Source organism: Glycomyces sp. NPDC050141 (assembly GCF_055586545.1).
Genome location: NZ_JBVJHZ010000024.1, coordinates 40638 through 55601, shown reverse-complemented (window position 1 = coordinate 55601; position 14964 = coordinate 40638). Strand labels below are relative to the sequence as shown.

The window sequence follows — 14964 nt, the reverse complement described above, 5'->3', positions numbered from 1 at the left end:
CTGTCGGAGTTGCCCCGTTCTTCACGCCGCCGCAACCGGCGTGTCACTCCGAAGGGCCCGCCGCAGGTGGTGAACGGGCACGTGGGAGCGGCATGCAAGACTATTGGCATGCTTCACGCGGTGGTCCCCGCGGGCGGTTCCGGAACCCGGCTCTGGCCCCTGTCTCGCGCGCAACGACCCAAGTTCCTGCTGCCCCTCACGGGCACTGACTCGTCGCTGCTGCAGTCCACGGTCGAACGCGCCCGGCTGCTGTCCGACCCGGACCACGTCTACGTGGTCACCGGCGCGGCGCACGCGGTGGACGTGGCCCGCCAGCTCCCCGAGGTCCCCGGCGACAACATCCTCGTCGAGCCCTCCCCGCGCGACTCCGCCGCCGCGATCAGCCTCGCCGCCGCCGTCATCGCCGAGCGCGAGCCGACCGCGATCATGGGCTCCTTCGCCGCCGACCACCTCGTGCTCGACGGCGAGGCCTTCGCCAAGACCGTGCAGAAGGCCATGGAGCTGGCCTCCACGGGCCTGCTCATGACCATCGGGATCACCCCCACCGGCCCCGACACCGGCTTCGGCTACCTGCGGCTCGGCCCGCCCGTGGGCCCCGGCTACCAGCTCGGGGCGTTCGTCGAGAAGCCCGACCAGGTCTCGGCCGTCGAGTACGTCTCGGCCGGGAACTACCTGTGGAACGCCGGCATGTTCGTGTGGCGCGTCGACGCCTACCTCGCCGAGCTCAAGCGCCACCGCCCCGCGCTCCACGACGCGGTGCGCACCCTCGCCGCCGCGTGGGACTCCAACCGCCGCGAGGCCCTGTTCGCGCAGCTGTGGCCGACCCTGGAGAAGATCTCGATCGACTACGCCGTCATGGAGCCCGCGGCCGCCGCGGGCAAGGTGGGCGTCGTCCCCGGCGACTTCGAATGGCACGACGTGGGCGACTACGACACGCTCGGCCAGGTGCTCCCGGCCAACGACAAGTTCGGGAACGTCATCGTCGAGCCCAAGGGCTCGGGCCAGACGATCCTCACCGAGTCGAAGCGGAACGTGGTCGTCCCGGCCGCCGGGCGGCTCGTCGCCACCGTCGGCGTCGACGACCTCATCATCGTCGACACGCCCGACGCGCTCCTGGTGTGCCCCCGGGACCGGGCCCAGGAAGTGAAGGGCCTGGTCGAGGAACTCAAGCAGGCCAATAGAACCGATCTGGTCTAATGGCGCCATGAAGCTCGGGTCCCGCCAACGTGCGGTCATCGCGGCCGTCCTGCTCGCGTGCGCACTGGTGTTCATCGGTGTCGCCTTGTCCCAGTGGCTGTTCGGGGTCGGCCTCGACCCGCGCGACGACACGATCCGCCGCGCCGCCGGGATCGGCTTCACCGACGAGGCCCGCGGCACCCTCTTCTCGATCGTCCCGGTCGCCCTGCCAGCAGTTGCGGCCTTCCTGGCGCCCGACACGCGACCCGGACGGGTGACAGTTCGCGTTACCCGTCTCGTTTACGTCTGCTACATCGTTATCGGTGTACTGCTGGCGCTGTCGGCAGCCCGGTACGGATTCGACGAAGCCAGGCAGTTGGCTGAGGAAGGACAGGTCTTCATCGACACGCGCGCCGCCGTGGAGCGACTCCTGCTCGACGCGGTGTGGCTGACCTTGGCCGGTATCGGCCTGGTCTTCGTGCGATGGAACGGAACTCGCGAGCGATCCTCCACTCCAGAGCCTGTCAAGTTAAGTCCCCCACAAGCGTGAGTCTGAGGGGTCCTTCCATCATTCAGTTCACTGTGCGCTATCGTCTGATATCGAACCGTGACCGAATAGCGATGAGCACTCATCGTCCATAGCGACGAGTAATGGCGGTGCGGCCCCATCTACAGGCCGCCCGCGGGCACCGGGCTTCACCACAGAAGCACACCATGCAGGACAAGGCGACAGCGGACGACCGGCTCGTCCGCAGCACGGCCGTACGCGTTTCAGGGGAGGGGACGCGTCCAGCCCGCCGTCCCGCATCCCGGTGCAGCGCAAGTGATTGCAAGGGGGGAGCACCGGTTCTGCCGGTGCGCGAACGAGGAGGCGGACGCATATGGACGGCCGTGACTACTTGGCCGACCTGTTGGGTAACGTTCCGGAGTGGCAGGCTCGCGCATTGTGCGCGCAGACCGATCCGGAGGCGTTCTTCCCCGAAAAAGGGGGGTCCACGCGGGATGCGAAACGCATCTGCGCGCGGTGCGAGGTCAAAGAGAACTGTCTGCAGTACGCACTCGACCACGATGAGCGGTTCGGCATCTGGGGCGGGCTCTCCGAACGGGAGCGCCGCAAGATCAAACGCCAGGCGCGCGAAGCGGCACGGCGGCGCACGGAGCGCCTGCCGGTGGTGGTGTGCTTCCCGAGCCCGATGATCAACCCCGCGCTGGCGACGGAGGTCGTCTTCGCGGCCGAGCAGCGCCACACCGAGCCCGTCCTGGTCGGGAGCGGCATCGGCGGCCAGGTCGGCCTGCTGGAGGAACTGGTCGGCGGCCTGCCCGCTCCGATCGGCGGACTCGCGGAGGAACCGGTCGTGCAGGAGCGCATTCCGGTCGCCGCATAGGCACATCCCTACGAGCGAGCGGCGGGGGCGGGACATCGGAGTCCCGCCCCTGCGCCGTTCACAGCACTAGAACTCCAGGTCCTCGGGCGGCAGGTTCAGCAGGGACGCGAGCTGCTCGGCCAGGACGGAGCGCACCAGCGACTCCATCTCGGCCTTGCCCTCGGCCCGCAGCTCGATCGGCCTGCGGTACAGCACGATCCGCGGCGAAGCGGCGACCGTGCCCGGCTGCGCCGGGTACAGCCGCGAGAGCGCCACCCCGTGGTCCTCCACGATGTCGGCGTCATAGGCCTGGGACTCGGGCGGCACTTCGTCCACAGCGAACTCGATGTGCCGCAGATCGGTGAACTTCGACCCCAGGGACTCCGCCAGGTGCCGCTCGATCTCGACCACTGAATCCATCACGAGCGCGTCGAACTTCTCGACGGGCGTGCGACGCAGCGGCAGTGCCCGGGGCGCCAGCGGCCCCCGCATCCCCCGTCCGTGTCGATCTCTGCGCATGGGAAAACCTTAGCCTCCGCCACCGACGAATTCGGGCCCCGCGATCCCGATCCGGACAATTCCGCATCGGACCACAGTTCAGCGCCGCTGACTTCGCCACCGCGAGTGGTAGTTTCGTGGGGTGAGGTCGGATCGGCGTTGCTCCCGGAACGGCTGCCGCCAGCCTGCGGTGGCCACTTTGACATATATCTACTCGGATTCGACGGCTGTGGTCGGCCCGCTTTCAACAACGCGGGAACCCCATAGCTATGACCTGTGTGATGCGCATGCCCGGCGCCTCACCGTTCCCCACGGCTGGGAACTGGTCCGCCATCAAGGCGATTACACGGTGCCCATGCCCACCGACGACGACCTGGTCGCCCTGGCCAACGCCGTGCGGGAGGCCGCCGTGGGCGAGAGGCACGAGATCGAGCCTGCCGAACCGGCGCCCATGACGGGCAGCCGGTACGACGAGCCCGATGCGTCTCAGCGCCAAGGGCTCCGCCCCGCCGCGCCCCAGGTCGGTGCCCGGCGTCACCTCCGGGTGGTGTCCGGCGACGAGGACCTACAGCGCTAGTCTCGTCACGGGGTGGCCTTGGCGAGGGTGCCGAACGTCTCCCCACCGGACCCGCAACACCGGAAAGGCGGCAACTGAGTGGCTCCCAAACTCAGCGATTTCGTGAAGGCCTACGACGTGCGCGGACTCGTCGGTTCGCAACTCACCCCCGAGGTCATGGAGGCCATCGGCGCGGCCGCAGTGGCCGTCACGGGTGAGACGACCTGGGCCGTCGGCCACGACATGCGCGACTCCGGACCCGGCTTCGCCGAGGCCTTCGCGCGCGGCGCGACCAGCGCCGGAGCCGATGTCATCGAGGCCGGGCTCTGCTCGACCGACATGCTGTACTTCATCGCCGGGAAGCGCGACGTCGCCGGCGCGATGTTCACCGCGAGCCACAACCCGGCCGAGTACAACGGCCTGAAGATGTGCCTCCCGGCGGCCCGCCCGATCGGCCTCGACACGGGCCTCGCCGACATCCGCGACGCGGCCCAGGCGATCCTCGACGGCGAACCGGCACCGGCCGCAGCGAAGCCCGGAACGGTCGAGCGCGAGGACTTCCTCGCCGCGTACGCCTCCTACATGCGCGAACTCGTGGACCTCTCCGGCATCCGCCCGCTCAAGATCGTGGTCGACGCGGGCAACGGCATGGGCGGATACACCGTCCCCGCCGTCCTCGGCGACCAGCTTCTCGCCGCGCTCCCCCTCGAGATCGACCCGCTCTACTTCGAGCTCGACGGCTCCTTCCCCAACCACGAGGCCAACCCCCTCGAACCGGCGAACATCGTGGACCTCCAGGCCCGCGTCAGGGAGGTCGGCGCCGACCTCGGCCTGGCCTTCGACGGCGACGCCGACCGCTGCTTCGTGGTCGACGCCGACGGCGAGCCGGTCACCCCGTCCTCGATCACCTCCCTCATCGCCGTCCGCGAACTCGGCAAGCACCCCGATTCCGCCGTGTGCCACAACCTCATCACCTCGAAGGCCGTCCCCGAGTTCATCGCCGAGCACGGCGGCCGCCCGCTGCGCACCCGCGTCGGCCACTCCTACATCAAGGCCGTCATGGCCGAGGAGGACGCGGTCTTCGGCGGCGAGCACTCCGGGCACTACTACTTCAAGGACTTCTGGTTCGCCGACACCGGCATGCTCGCCGCGATGCACGTCCTCGCCGCCGTGGGCGAGAGCGACCTGACCGCCAAGGAGATCTCCGACGCGTTCGTGCGCTACACGCCCTCCGGCGAGATCAACTCGAAAGTCGCCGACCCGCACGCCAAGATCGAAGAGGTCGCCGCGCAGTACGCTGCGCGAGAAGGGGTCACGACCGACCGCCTCGACGGCCTCACCGTCACCCTCGAAGACGGCTCCTGGTTCAACCTGCGCCCGTCCAACACCGAACCGCTGCTGCGCCTCAACGCCGAGGGCCCCGACCAGGCGTCCATGGAGCGGCTGCGGGACGACATCCTCCGCACCGTAAGGAACTAGCCCATGCCCGCCACCGCGCCCAAGCCAGTGCTCCTCGAACTGCTGCGCTGCCCCGAGCCCCACCACGCCCCGCTCTCGTACGACCGCGAGGCGAACGCGCTCACCTGCTCGGAGTGCGCCAAGGTCTTCCGGGTCGAGGACGGCATCCCCGTGATGCTCCTCGACGACGGCCCGGAATAGCCGCCTCGCACGCAGAGGCACCCCGGCAACGAAGCGAACCGCCTAGGGCCGCAGGCCAAGGAGGAGTTACAGCATGGGTCTTGAGGACGACGGCATCGCCGGGATCACCGGCGACCGGCTCCCCGACGAGCGACGCATCGAAGGCGACCTGAGCGAGTCGATCCGGCCCGGCGGCGCCCTGTGGGCGCTCGCCTCCGCCGGACCGCAGCTCCGCGAGTCCGCGGCGCTCGCCGCCGACGCGGGCCTCACCGCGCTCGCCGAGGAGGGCCGCCCCCGGGCGGTCGTCGTCGCGGGCGTCGGCACCGCCGCGCGCACCGGCGACATCCTCGCCACCGTGGCCGGGCCCCGCTGCCCCGTGCCGATCCTCGGACACCGGTCCGCGGGCGTCCCCGGCTGGGTCGGCGCCGCCGACGTCGTCATCGCCGTCTCGGCCTCCGGCCGCAGCCCCGAGGCGCTCGCCGCCGCCGAGGCCGCCGCCCGCCGCGGCGCGCGCCTGGTCGCCATCGGCGCCCCCGACTCGGAGCTCCAGGCCCTCGCCGAGAGGGCCCGCGCCTCGTTCGTAGCGGTCCCCCGCCGCGCCCCCGCGCGCCTGAGCCTGTGGGCGCTCGCCGTCCCGGTCCTCATGGCCGCCAGGGAACTCGGGCTCGTGAGCCTCGTCGAGGCCGACATCGCCGAGACCGCCAGGCGCCTCGACGAGGACGCCGAGCGCTGCCGTCCCGACGCCGACGCGTACGTCAACCCGGCGAAGGAGCTCGCGATGAACCTGGCCGGGTCGATTCCCGTGGTGTGGGGTTCGAGCCCGCTCGCGGGCGTCGCGGCCCGCCGCTTCGGCGACATGCTCGCCGCGAACTCCCGCTACCCGGTCGTCTCCGGCGAGCTCGGCGAGGTCGGCCGCGGCCGCGTCGGCCTCCTCGACGGCGTGTTCGGCTCGCTCGCCGAGGGCCAGACCGACATCTTCGCCGACCCCACCGACGACGACCAGCTGACGCGGCTGCGGATCGTGCTCATGCGCGACGACGGCCTCGACGGCGACGAGACCGGCCCCAAGCCGGACGTGCGCCGCGCCGACGCCGTCGCCGACCTGGCCGCCCGCCGCGGCGTCCGCTGCGACGTGCTCCCCGCCGAAGGCGGCTGCTCGCTGGAGCGGCTCGCGTCGCTCATCGCCGTCCCCGACTTCGCTTCGGTGTACCTGGCGCTCGCCCACGGCCTCGACCCGATGCGCGTCCCGGCCGTCTCCGAGATGAAGGACGCGACCCTCGGATCGGACTAGCGGGACCGCAAGGGCCGCAACATGTCTCGGGCCGCGGACGGCCTAGCCGTCCGCGGCCCGCCGCGTCCCGCGCTCGGGGCGGCCGCACTGGCGGGCCGCACGGGCAGGGCGGCTAGAGTTGAGGCCTTCAACCCGAACAGTGAGGAGCGGCGGTGCAGGGGCTCTACGGTGTCATCCGCAACTACGCGTGGGGATCGCAAGTCGACATCGCCCGGCTGCAGGGCCGGGAGGTGCCGGCCGACCTCCCCGAAGCGGAGGAATGGCTCGGGGCCCACCACAGCGCCCCCTCGACGCTCCACGACGGCCGCCCCCTGGACGACGCGATCGCGTCCGCCCCCGCCCGGATGCTCGGCCAGCGCGCGCTCGACCGCTTCGGCCCGAAGCTCCCGTTCCTGCTGAAGCTCCTCGCGGCCGGGAAGCCCCTGTCGCTGCAGGCGCACCCGAACCTGCGCCAGGCCAACTCGGGCCACCAGCGCGAGCTGCGCATCGGCATCGACGCGGCCTACCGCAACTACGTGGACGACAACCACAAGCCCGAACTCCTGGTGGCGCTCACCGAGTTCCGCGCGATGTGCGGCTTCCGCGACCCGCTCGCGGCCGCGGCCGACATCGAGGCGCTCGGCGTCCCCGAGCTCGAATCGCTCGTGGCGACGCTGCGCGACCCGAAGGCCGGGCTGCGCCGGGCCGTCCCGGACCTGCTGGGGCTGGGCCGCGAGGAGTGCCGCGGGATCATCGACGCGGCCGCGAAAGCGGCTGCCGAGCTCGCGACGGACGACGCGGCGGACCTGGTGAACCTGGCCCGCTCCTACCCGGACGACCCGGGCGTCCTGGTGAGCCTGCTGCTCAACCACATCACGCTCCAGCCGGGCGAGGGCGTGTACATGCCCGCGGGGAACTTGCACGCGTACCTCAAGGGCTTCGGCGTGGAGATCATGGCCGCGAGCGACAACGTGCTGCGCGGCGGTCTGACGAACAAGCGCGTGGACGTGCCGGAGCTGTTGCGGGTCTTGGACTTCAACGCGATCGACGAACCGCGCGCGCTCATCGAGGACGCGGGCGCGGTGCGCTCGTGGCCGGTCCCGATCGCGGACTTCGCGCTGCGCCGCGTCGAGCTCACGGGCGAGCCGGTCGAGATCGCGATCGACGGCCCCCGGATCTGCCTGAGCACGGGCGGGAACGTCACCGTGGCGGACGACGAGGGCGAGGTGGCCCTCTCCCCCGGCCGCGCGGCGTTCTCGGCGGGCACGGCCGGGTCGATCACCGCGAGCGGCACGGGCGAGCTGTTCATCGCGAGCGCGTAAGCGCCACAAAGCGAAAGACCGGCCCCGCGCTGAGCACGGGGCCGGTTTCCCATTGCAACGCGGGAACTCGCGTACTACGAGAGCTTCTTCTGCACGTCGAGGTCGCGGCACAGGGCGCGGTAGCCCATGGCCTCGTTGATGGCGATCATGTGGTCGTTGACCTCGGCGTTCCAGGTGTGGATGTACCGGATCTGCGGACGGTACCTGCGGAGGAGGCGCTGGTTGGCGATCTTGAGGATCATGCCGAGGCGGTGGCCGCGGTGCTTCTCCTCGACGATCGTGTCCTCCTGCCAGGCGTGCAGCTCCTCGCCGGGGACGGTGCCGAGGCCCGACATGCCGGCGACCTCGCCGGATTCGACGTGCACGACCGCGGAGATGAACCGGGCCTGGCCGCGCTCGGCGGTCGTCCATTCGAGGTTGCGGATGCGCGCGGCGTCGTAGGTCGCGGGCCGGATGTCGAGTTCCTCGCCCATGGGCGGGTCGGTGTACATGCGCTCGTTGAGCGCGGCGTACCCGTCGATGACCTCGTCGGGGCAGGCGCCGGTCCACTGCACCAGTTCGTATCCGGCGGCCTTCTGCCATGCGTCGGCGTAGAGCTTCCCGAGTTCGTCGTCGCTGACGACGGTGAGGTCGTTGCGGCGGTGGATCTCCTGGTCGACGGTCTTGTACCCGCGGGCCTTGGCGAAGTGCTGGCCGGAGTGGTCGAACTGCGGGCAGCCGGGGAGGGAGTCGACGGCGAAGGCGAGGACCGTGTCGCGGCCGAGCTCGGCGGCGCGGCGCTCGGTGAACTCGACGAGGGCGGTGCCGATGCCCTGGCGGCGGCGGTCCGGACGCACGTCGAGTTCGAGTTCCAGCAGGTGCTGGTTGTCCTGGGTCGGCATCGAGTACTGGAGGGAGCCGACGACCTCGCCGCCTTGGACGGCCACGTACCGCTCGACATTCAGTGAGTCAGGCCACAGCAGGAGCCGCAGGCGTTGGAACGCGGGGCTGGGAAGCGGCTCGCCGGGCTGGTCGTGCGCGACGACGGCTCGCTGGGTGCCGATCCAGCCGGCGACCATGTCGCGGTCGAGGGGATCGATCGGGACGATCTCGATGTCAGGGTTGCTCACGCCATGACCATCCCGCAGATCGGGAAGGCGCGCAATCGATTTACAGAAGACACAAAAATGTGCCGGGCGGCCACCCCAGACCGCCCGGCACTCCCCCCGGTTTGGTATTCCCCGGCGCCTCGGTGACGGTTCCGGACCCTTTGGGCCCTCCGCATCTCCGTGACGCTGTGTATCTGCAATATTACCCACAGCCTCGGCAGTGTCAAGCCGAAACACGCGTTGCTGGAAAATTTTTTTCCGTGGCGTGCGCCGCAGTGCTCCACGCTGCCGCCGCGGTGGCGTTCTTCAGGTCTGCGAGGCGCGACGCGTAGCATTTCTGCCATGACGAACACGCTGCGTGCCGACGACTACAAGGTTGCCGACCTCAAGCTGGCCGACTTCGGCCGCCACGAGATCCGCCTGGCCGAACACGAGATGCCCGGCCTCATGGCCCTGCGCGAGCGTTACGGCGCGTCCCGCCCGCTGGAGGGTGCCCGCATCACCGGGTCCCTACACATGACGATCCAGACCGCCGTGCTCATCGAGACGCTCACCGCGCTCGGCGCCGAGGTCCGCTGGGCCTCGTGCAACATCTTCTCCACTCAGGACCACGCAGCCGCCGCGATCGCGGTAGGCCCGCAGGGCACCCCCGAAGCGCCGCAGGGCGTCCCGGTGTTCGCGTGGAAGGGCGAGACCCTCGAAGAGTACTGGTGGTGCACCGAGCGCGCCCTCGACTGGGGCGACCGGGAGCCGAACCTGATCCTCGACGACGGCGGCGACGCCACGATGCTCGTGGTCAACGGCGCCAAGTACGAGGCCGACGGCGTCGTGCCGGACCTCTCGACCGCCGAGAGCGAAGAGGAAGGCGTCGTCCTGGCGCTGCTCGCCCGCTCCATCAAGGAGGACGCGACCCGGTTCTCGCGCAAGTGCGCCGCGGTCAAGGGCGTCACCGAGGAGACCACCACCGGCGTGCACCGCCTCTACGAGCTGGAGCGCGACGGGCGCCTGCCGTTCCCGGCGATCAACGTGAACGACTCTGTGACCAAGTCGAAGTTCGACAACAAGTACGGCGTGCGCCACTCGCTGCCCGACGGCATCAACCGCGCCACCGACGTGCTCATCGGCGGCAAGACCGCCGTGGTCTGCGGCTACGGCGACGTCGGCAAGGGCTCGGCCGAGGCGCTGCGCGGCCAGGGCGCCCGCGTCATCGTCACCGAGGTCGACCCGATCTGCGCGCTGCAGGCGGCCATGGACGGCTACCAGGTGCTGACGCTCGAAGACGCCGTGGAGTACGCGGACCTCTTCATCACGACCACCGGCAACCGCGACATCATCTCGATCGACCACATGCGCCGCATGAAGCACCAGGCGATCGTGGGCAACATCGGCCACTTCGACAACGAGATCGACATGGCCGGGCTCGCCGCCGAGCCGGGCGTCAAGAAGCTCGAAGTCAAGCCGCAGGTCCACGAGTGGCAGTTCGCGGGTGTGAACGGCGCTGCCGGGCACTCGATCATCGTGCTCAGCGAGGGCCGCCTGCTCAACCTTGGCAACGCGACCGGCCACCCGAGCTTCGTGATGAGCAACAGCTTCACGAACCAGGTCCTCGCCCAGATGGAGCTGCACACCAAGCTCGACCAGTACCCGATCGGCGTCTACACGCTGCCGAAGCAGCTCGACGAAGAGGTCGCCCGCCTCCACCTCGACGCGCTCGGTGTCAAGCTGACGACGCTCTCGAAGAAGCAGGCCGACTACATCGGCGTGGACGTGGAAGGGCCCTACAAGCCGGACCACTACCGGTACTAGGCGATAGCGAAGCGGCCCGGACCGAGAGGTCCGGGCCGCTTCTGCGTGTCTAGAGGACGGCCTTGTTGATGACCGTGCGCGTCAGCTTGGCGATCTCCTTGACGATGGCGACGCCCTTGGTGTAGTTGGGGGCCTTGCTGGTCAGGATCGCCATGCGGATCGCGGTCTGGTTCGGGACGTTGATGACGCCGCACGAGTTCACGACCCACAGGCCCCCGAGCGAGGTCCGGGAGTCCCAGCCGTTCTTGATCCAGACCTTCTCGCCGGTCTTCGCGGCGGCGCTGATCCCCCACGCCTGCGAGGACGCGACGCCGCCCATGAGCCAGCGCGCGTGGTCCACTTCGGCCTGCGTCAGGCGGCCCTTGTAGAGCAGGTTCCCGATGACCTTCAGCTGGTCGGTGGCGTTGGTCGTGGTCAGGCCCCAGCGGCAGTCCGCGGAGGCCTTCGTGTACTGCAGGCCGTACCGGACGTGGGCCGCCGACAGGGCGCTGCAGCCGCCGAGGTGGTTGTACACCTTGGTGGTCGAGTCGTTGTTGGACCAGATGATCATCTGCCGCGCGTGCTCGCGGATGTCGGACGGGATCGCGCTGATGCCGTTGTACTTCTCCAGCAGCATCAGGAGGATCTCCATCTTCACGATGGAGGCGGTGTCGTGGATCTTGGTCTTGTTGACCGTGACCAGGCGGGACCCGCGCGAGACGGCGACCGAGGCGATGGTCTGGGTTCCCGTGGTGGCCAGGTAGGTCCGGATGCGGCCGGCGAGCTCAGTGGAGAGCTCGGCGTCGGTGGGGCCCGCGGCGGAGGCGACCGAGGCGCCGAAGAGGGCCGTGCCTCCGGCGAGGGCGACGGCGGCCGGGACGCCTGCGCGCAGGAGCGTGCGCCGGGAGGGGATGAAGGGATGCCGTTCGGGGGCTTGGGTCATGGCGCAAGACTATGAAACGGTCTCGCGACTTGTCCAGTGGGCACCCGGACGCTGCCGGGTGCCCACTGGATTCGCTTGGGCCGGAACGCTATGCGGTCTCGATGACCTCGCGGGCGAGCTTGGCGATCTCCTCGACGACCGGGATGCCCTCGGCCTCGGCGACGGCGCCGCTGGTGAGGACCGCGAGCTTGACCGGGTCGTCGCCGTCGCCGCCGAGGACGCCGATCGAGTTGACGACCCAGAGGCCGTCCAGCTGCGACTCGACGTCCCAGCCGTTCTTGAGCCAGACCGCCTCGCCTTCCTTGGCGGCGGCCGAGACGCCCCAGGCGTCCTCTTCGACGACCGAGCCCATGAGCTCGCGGGCGAGGTCCGCCTGCTCGGCGGTGAGGACGCCTTCGTAGAGGTTGATGTCGAGGACGGTGAGCTGGTCGGCGGCGCTGGTCCAGCCGACGCCCCAGCGGCCCTCGGGGTCGACCGTGGTGTCTTCGAGGCCGAAGCGCTCGTGGGCGGCTTCGAGGGCGACGACGCCGCCGAGGTAGTTGTAGAGGGCGCTGGCCGAGCCGTTGTCGGACTCGGTCATCATGCGCTGCAGGTCTTCCCGCTGGTCTTCGGGGATGGCGTCGACCGAGCCCCAGTACTGCTGGACCATCGCGAGGATCTCGGCCTTGGCGATGGAGGCGGTGATGTGGGTCTGTGCGGCGTTGTAGTCGAGGCGCAGGTCGCCTCGGGCGACGGCGACGGAGGCCGCGATCTCGGTGCCGGTGCCCGCGAGGTACTCGTCGATCCGGGTCTTGAGGTCGGCTTCGAGCTCGGCGCGGGAGGGGCCGAAGATCGAGTCGATCCCGCCTTCGTCGTCGGCGTTCGCGGCGACCGTGGCGACGGCGCCGCCGCCCACGAGGACGGCCGCGGCGGGCACGCCTATCCGCAGCAGGTTGCGGCGGGTGGGGGTGAGGCGGCGTGAGGATGCTTCGCTTTTGCGGATCATCCTTGCGAGGCTACGGAACCGGTCAAGTGAGAGTCAATGCCTCAACATGGGAATTCATTGATCAGCAGGGGTTTGAAATCTCATATCCGACTGAGGCAACCAAACCGTGCATTCAAACCGTGCACTCGGGGGCACGGGAAAGGGCGTGCGGCCGGAGCCGCACGCCCTGCGTTCCTGTCTGCCCTAGTAGGCGGGCAGGCTCGGGTCGACCTGGTTGATCCAGCCGAGCACGCCGCCCTGGACGTGGACGGCGTTCTTCAGGCCGGCGGCCTTCGCCGCGGCCAGCGCCTCGGCGGAGCGGACGCCCGCCTTGCAGTAGAACACCGCCTGCCGCTCAGTCGGCAGATCGGCAAGCGCGGCACCGGAGATGATGTCGCCCTTGGGGATCAGCCGGGAGCCGGGGATGCGCACGATCTCGTACTCGGCGGGCTCGCGCACGTCGATGAGGTCGATGTCTCGGCCTTCCTTGATCCACGCCTCGAGCTCGCGCGGGGTGATCGTGGAGCCGACGACGGCCTCGGCGGCCTCGTCGGTCACGGAACCGCAGAAGTCCTCGTAGTCGATGAGCTCGGTGACGGTGGCGTTGGGGCCGCAGACCGCGCAGTTGGGGTCCTTGCGGACCTTGATCTTGCGGTACTCCATCTCGAGCGCGTCGTAGACCATGAGCGAGCCGACCAGCGGGTCGCCGATGCCGGTGAGGAGCTTGATGGCCTCGGTGACCTGGATCGAACCGATCGAGGCGCACAGGACGCCGAGCACGCCGCCCTCGGCGCAGCTGGGGACCATCCCGGGCGGCGGGGGCTCGGGGTAGAGGCAGCGGTAGCACGGGCCCTGGTCGGCCCAGAAGACCGAGGCCTGGCCGTCGAAGCGGTAGATCGAGCCCCACACGTACGGCTTGCCGAGGAGGACGGCCGCGTCGTTGACCATGTAGCGGGTCGCGAAGTTGTCCGTGCCGTCGACGATGAGGTCGTACTGCTCGAAGATCTCGAAGACGTTGTCGTTGTCGAGCACCGTGTTGTGGATGACGACGTTGACGTACGGGTTGATCTCGCGCACGGTGGCGGCGGCCGACTCGGACTTGGGGCGGCCGATGTCGGACTGGCCGTGGATGATCTGGCGCTGCAGGTTCGACTCGTCGACCGTGTCGAACTCGGCGATGCCGATAGTGCCGACCCCGGCCGCGGCCAGGTACATCAGGGCGGGGGACCCGAGGCCGCCCGCGCCCACACAGAGCACCTTGGCGTTCTTGAGTCGTTTCTGACCGTCCATGGCGACGTCGGGGATGATGAGGTGGCGCGAATAGCGGCGCACCTCGTCAATCGACAGCTCTGGGGCTGGTTCGACCAGCGGCGGCAAACTCATATGTTCAATAATGCATGTCCACGGGCTGGATATTCCACTGGGAAGCCCGGTGTGCGGTTCTTCACGCAAATGGGATGGCTTGTCCCGCATGGTGGAACGCTACTGGTCGACGAAGTCGTCCGGCGGGAGGTCGGGGCCGTTGTAGTCGCCCACGGGACCGGAGACGTAGGTCGATCCGTCGGGGTAGGGCCAGGCATTGCCGGTGCAGCCCGCGAGCTGGTAGGTCTGCTGGGCCATCACCGGGGAGACCGCGCCGGTAGAGGGGCAGACCTCGTGGCCGTGCCCGAGCCGGTGGCCCACTTCGTGGTTCACGGCGTACTGGCGGTAGGTGTCGAGGGTGCCGTCCCAGTGGCCGACGCCGGTGATCCAGCGGGCCGAGTTGATGACGACGTTGTCGCCGTTGCGGCACGAGACCGTCGTGTTCTGGGAGCCGCACAGGTAGGCGCGCTGCTCGGGGCTGGCGAGGTAGACCGTGAAGTCGGCGCTCGCACCCTCGGCGACCTGCTGGAAGCGCCAGGCGCCGCCCGCGGTCCAGGAGCGGGAGTCGGCGAGGGTCTCGTAGACGAACGCGCCGAACTCGGCGGCGTCGAGCTCGAGGCCGTTCTCCACGGCGACGTCGTACTGCAGGAGGGTCCCGGAGTCGCCGACGACCGCGTCGTCCACGGGTTCAGCGTAGGTCCAGGTGCCGGTGCCGGAGAAGTACAGCGGGGGCGTGACCTCGGCTTCGACCTGCGGGGACGGGGAGGGTTCGGCGGAGGGCGAGGGGTCGGCCACGGTGGTCGGCGACGCGATCGGCTCGTCTTCGTCGAGCGCCTGCGGCTTCTCGGAGTCGGCGGAGCTGAGGGCGAAGTACAGTCCGGCGCTCGCGGCGAGGACGAGGATGGCGAGGAAGACGAAGCGGCGCCGCCTGCGGAGCCTGCGGATGCGCTTGAGCCGTGCCAACCGTCCCTCAGTCACCCCGCGAGTCTAAGACAGAC

The 14964-nt window shown here is 69.7% G+C and carries 14 protein-coding genes and 1 pseudogene; 9 read left to right on the top strand and 6 right to left on the bottom strand.

Going from position 1 to position 14964, the window contains the following annotated elements:
• Positions 1-108: 108 nt before the first annotated feature.
• From ACZ60M_RS15615 to ACZ60M_RS15605, 3 genes and pseudogenes are all read left to right on the top strand, one after another.
• Positions 109-1197: a mannose-1-phosphate guanylyltransferase gene (locus ACZ60M_RS15615; protein WP_465418577.1), complete on the top strand. Its 1089-nt coding sequence runs from the start codon at positions 109-111 to the stop codon at positions 1195-1197.
• A 7-nt stretch (positions 1198-1204) separates the two neighbouring features.
• A complete protein-coding gene (locus ACZ60M_RS15610) occupies positions 1205-1726 on the top strand; it encodes a hypothetical protein (RefSeq protein WP_465418576.1) in 522 nt (173 codons plus the stop codon).
• A 331-nt stretch (positions 1727-2057) separates the two neighbouring features.
• Positions 2058-2309 (top strand): annotated as a pseudogene (locus ACZ60M_RS15605) (WhiB family transcriptional regulator); the annotation flags it as partial.
• A gap of 318 nt (positions 2310-2627) precedes the next feature.
• On the opposite strand, the gene ACZ60M_RS15600 reads toward ACZ60M_RS15605, so the two are convergent.
• Positions 2628-3059 (bottom strand): metallopeptidase family protein, encoded by a 432-nt coding sequence (locus ACZ60M_RS15600; RefSeq protein ID WP_465418574.1) that lies wholly within the window; start codon positions 3057-3059, stop codon positions 2628-2630.
• A gap of 121 nt (positions 3060-3180) precedes the next feature.
• Between ACZ60M_RS15600 and ACZ60M_RS15595 the strand changes: the two genes are divergently transcribed.
• From ACZ60M_RS15595 to manA, 5 genes are all read left to right on the top strand, one after another.
• Positions 3181-3615, top strand: coding sequence for a DUF3499 domain-containing protein (locus ACZ60M_RS15595; protein WP_465418572.1), 435 nt, complete (start codon positions 3181-3183; stop codon positions 3613-3615).
• Between the two features lie 78 nt (positions 3616-3693).
• Positions 3694-5073 carry a phosphomannomutase/phosphoglucomutase gene (locus ACZ60M_RS15590; protein ID WP_465418570.1) on the top strand — a complete coding sequence of 460 codons (1380 nt, stop codon included), beginning with the start codon at positions 3694-3696 and terminating at the stop codon, positions 5071-5073.
• 3 nt (positions 5074-5076) lie between these two features.
• On the top strand, positions 5077-5253 hold the full coding sequence (locus tag ACZ60M_RS15585) for a Trm112 family protein (RefSeq protein WP_392969667.1): 177 nt from the start codon (positions 5077-5079) through the stop codon (positions 5251-5253).
• Positions 5254-5326: 73 nt separating this feature from the next.
• Positions 5327-6523, top strand: coding sequence for an SIS domain-containing protein (locus ACZ60M_RS15580; RefSeq protein WP_465418568.1), 1197 nt, complete (start codon positions 5327-5329; stop codon positions 6521-6523).
• Between the two features lie 152 nt (positions 6524-6675).
• Entirely contained in the window at positions 6676-7824 is a 1149-nt protein-coding gene (gene manA / locus ACZ60M_RS15575; protein WP_465418566.1) for a mannose-6-phosphate isomerase, class I, read from the top strand.
• Positions 7825-7898: 74 nt separating this feature from the next.
• On the opposite strand, the gene ACZ60M_RS15570 is transcribed toward manA, so the two are convergent.
• Positions 7899-8933, bottom strand: coding sequence for a GNAT family N-acetyltransferase (locus ACZ60M_RS15570; protein ID WP_465418564.1), 1035 nt, complete (start codon positions 8931-8933; stop codon positions 7899-7901).
• Positions 8934-9254: 321 nt separating this feature from the next.
• On the opposite strand from ACZ60M_RS15570, the gene ahcY reads away from it, so the two are divergent.
• Positions 9255-10718 carry an adenosylhomocysteinase gene (gene ahcY / locus ACZ60M_RS15565; RefSeq protein ID WP_465418562.1) on the top strand — a complete coding sequence of 488 codons (1464 nt, stop codon included), beginning with the start codon at positions 9255-9257 and terminating at the stop codon, positions 10716-10718.
• Positions 10719-10767: 49 nt separating this feature from the next.
• On the opposite strand, the gene ACZ60M_RS15560 is transcribed toward ahcY, so the two are convergent.
• From ACZ60M_RS15560 to ACZ60M_RS15545, 4 genes are all read right to left on the bottom strand, one after another.
• Entirely contained in the window at positions 10768-11640 is an 873-nt protein-coding gene (locus ACZ60M_RS15560; protein WP_465418560.1) for a hypothetical protein, read from the bottom strand.
• An 88-nt stretch (positions 11641-11728) separates the two neighbouring features.
• Positions 11729-12625, bottom strand: coding sequence for a serine hydrolase (locus tag ACZ60M_RS15555; RefSeq protein WP_465418559.1), 897 nt, complete (start codon positions 12623-12625; stop codon positions 11729-11731).
• Between the two features lie 183 nt (positions 12626-12808).
• Positions 12809-13987 (bottom strand): adenylyltransferase/sulfurtransferase MoeZ, encoded by a 1179-nt coding sequence (moeZ, locus tag ACZ60M_RS15550; RefSeq protein WP_465418557.1) that lies wholly within the window; start codon positions 13985-13987, stop codon positions 12809-12811.
• A 99-nt stretch (positions 13988-14086) separates the two neighbouring features.
• Positions 14087-14944, bottom strand: a complete 858-nt coding sequence (locus tag ACZ60M_RS15545; RefSeq protein ID WP_465418555.1) for a DUF3152 domain-containing protein — start codon at positions 14942-14944, stop codon at positions 14087-14089.
• Positions 14945-14964: the final 20 nt, after the last annotated feature.

Bases quoted from the DNA above. Each gene is read 5' to 3' on its own strand.
- ACZ60M_RS15600 (WP_465418574.1), bottom strand. From the start codon at position 3,059: ATGCGCAGAGATCGACACGGACGGGGGATGCGGGGGCCGCTGGCGCCC.
- ACZ60M_RS15615 (WP_465418577.1), top strand. From the start codon at position 109: ATGCTTCACGCGGTGGTCCCCGCGGGCGGTTCCGGAACCCGGCTCTGG.
- ACZ60M_RS15610 (WP_465418576.1), top strand. From the start codon at position 1,205: ATGAAGCTCGGGTCCCGCCAACGTGCGGTCATCGCGGCCGTCCTGCTC.
- ACZ60M_RS15585 (WP_392969667.1), top strand. From the start codon at position 5,077: ATGCCCGCCACCGCGCCCAAGCCAGTGCTCCTCGAACTGCTGCGCTGC.
- moeZ (WP_465418557.1), bottom strand. From the start codon at position 13,987: ATGAGTTTGCCGCCGCTGGTCGAACCAGCCCCAGAGCTGTCGATTGAC.
- ACZ60M_RS15560 (WP_465418560.1), bottom strand. From the start codon at position 11,640: ATGACCCAAGCCCCCGAACGGCATCCCTTCATCCCCTCCCGGCGCACG.
- ACZ60M_RS15580 (WP_465418568.1), top strand. From the start codon at position 5,327: ATGGGTCTTGAGGACGACGGCATCGCCGGGATCACCGGCGACCGGCTC.
- ahcY (WP_465418562.1), top strand. From the start codon at position 9,255: ATGACGAACACGCTGCGTGCCGACGACTACAAGGTTGCCGACCTCAAG.
- ACZ60M_RS15555 (WP_465418559.1), bottom strand. From the start codon at position 12,625: ATGATCCGCAAAAGCGAAGCATCCTCACGCCGCCTCACCCCCACCCGC.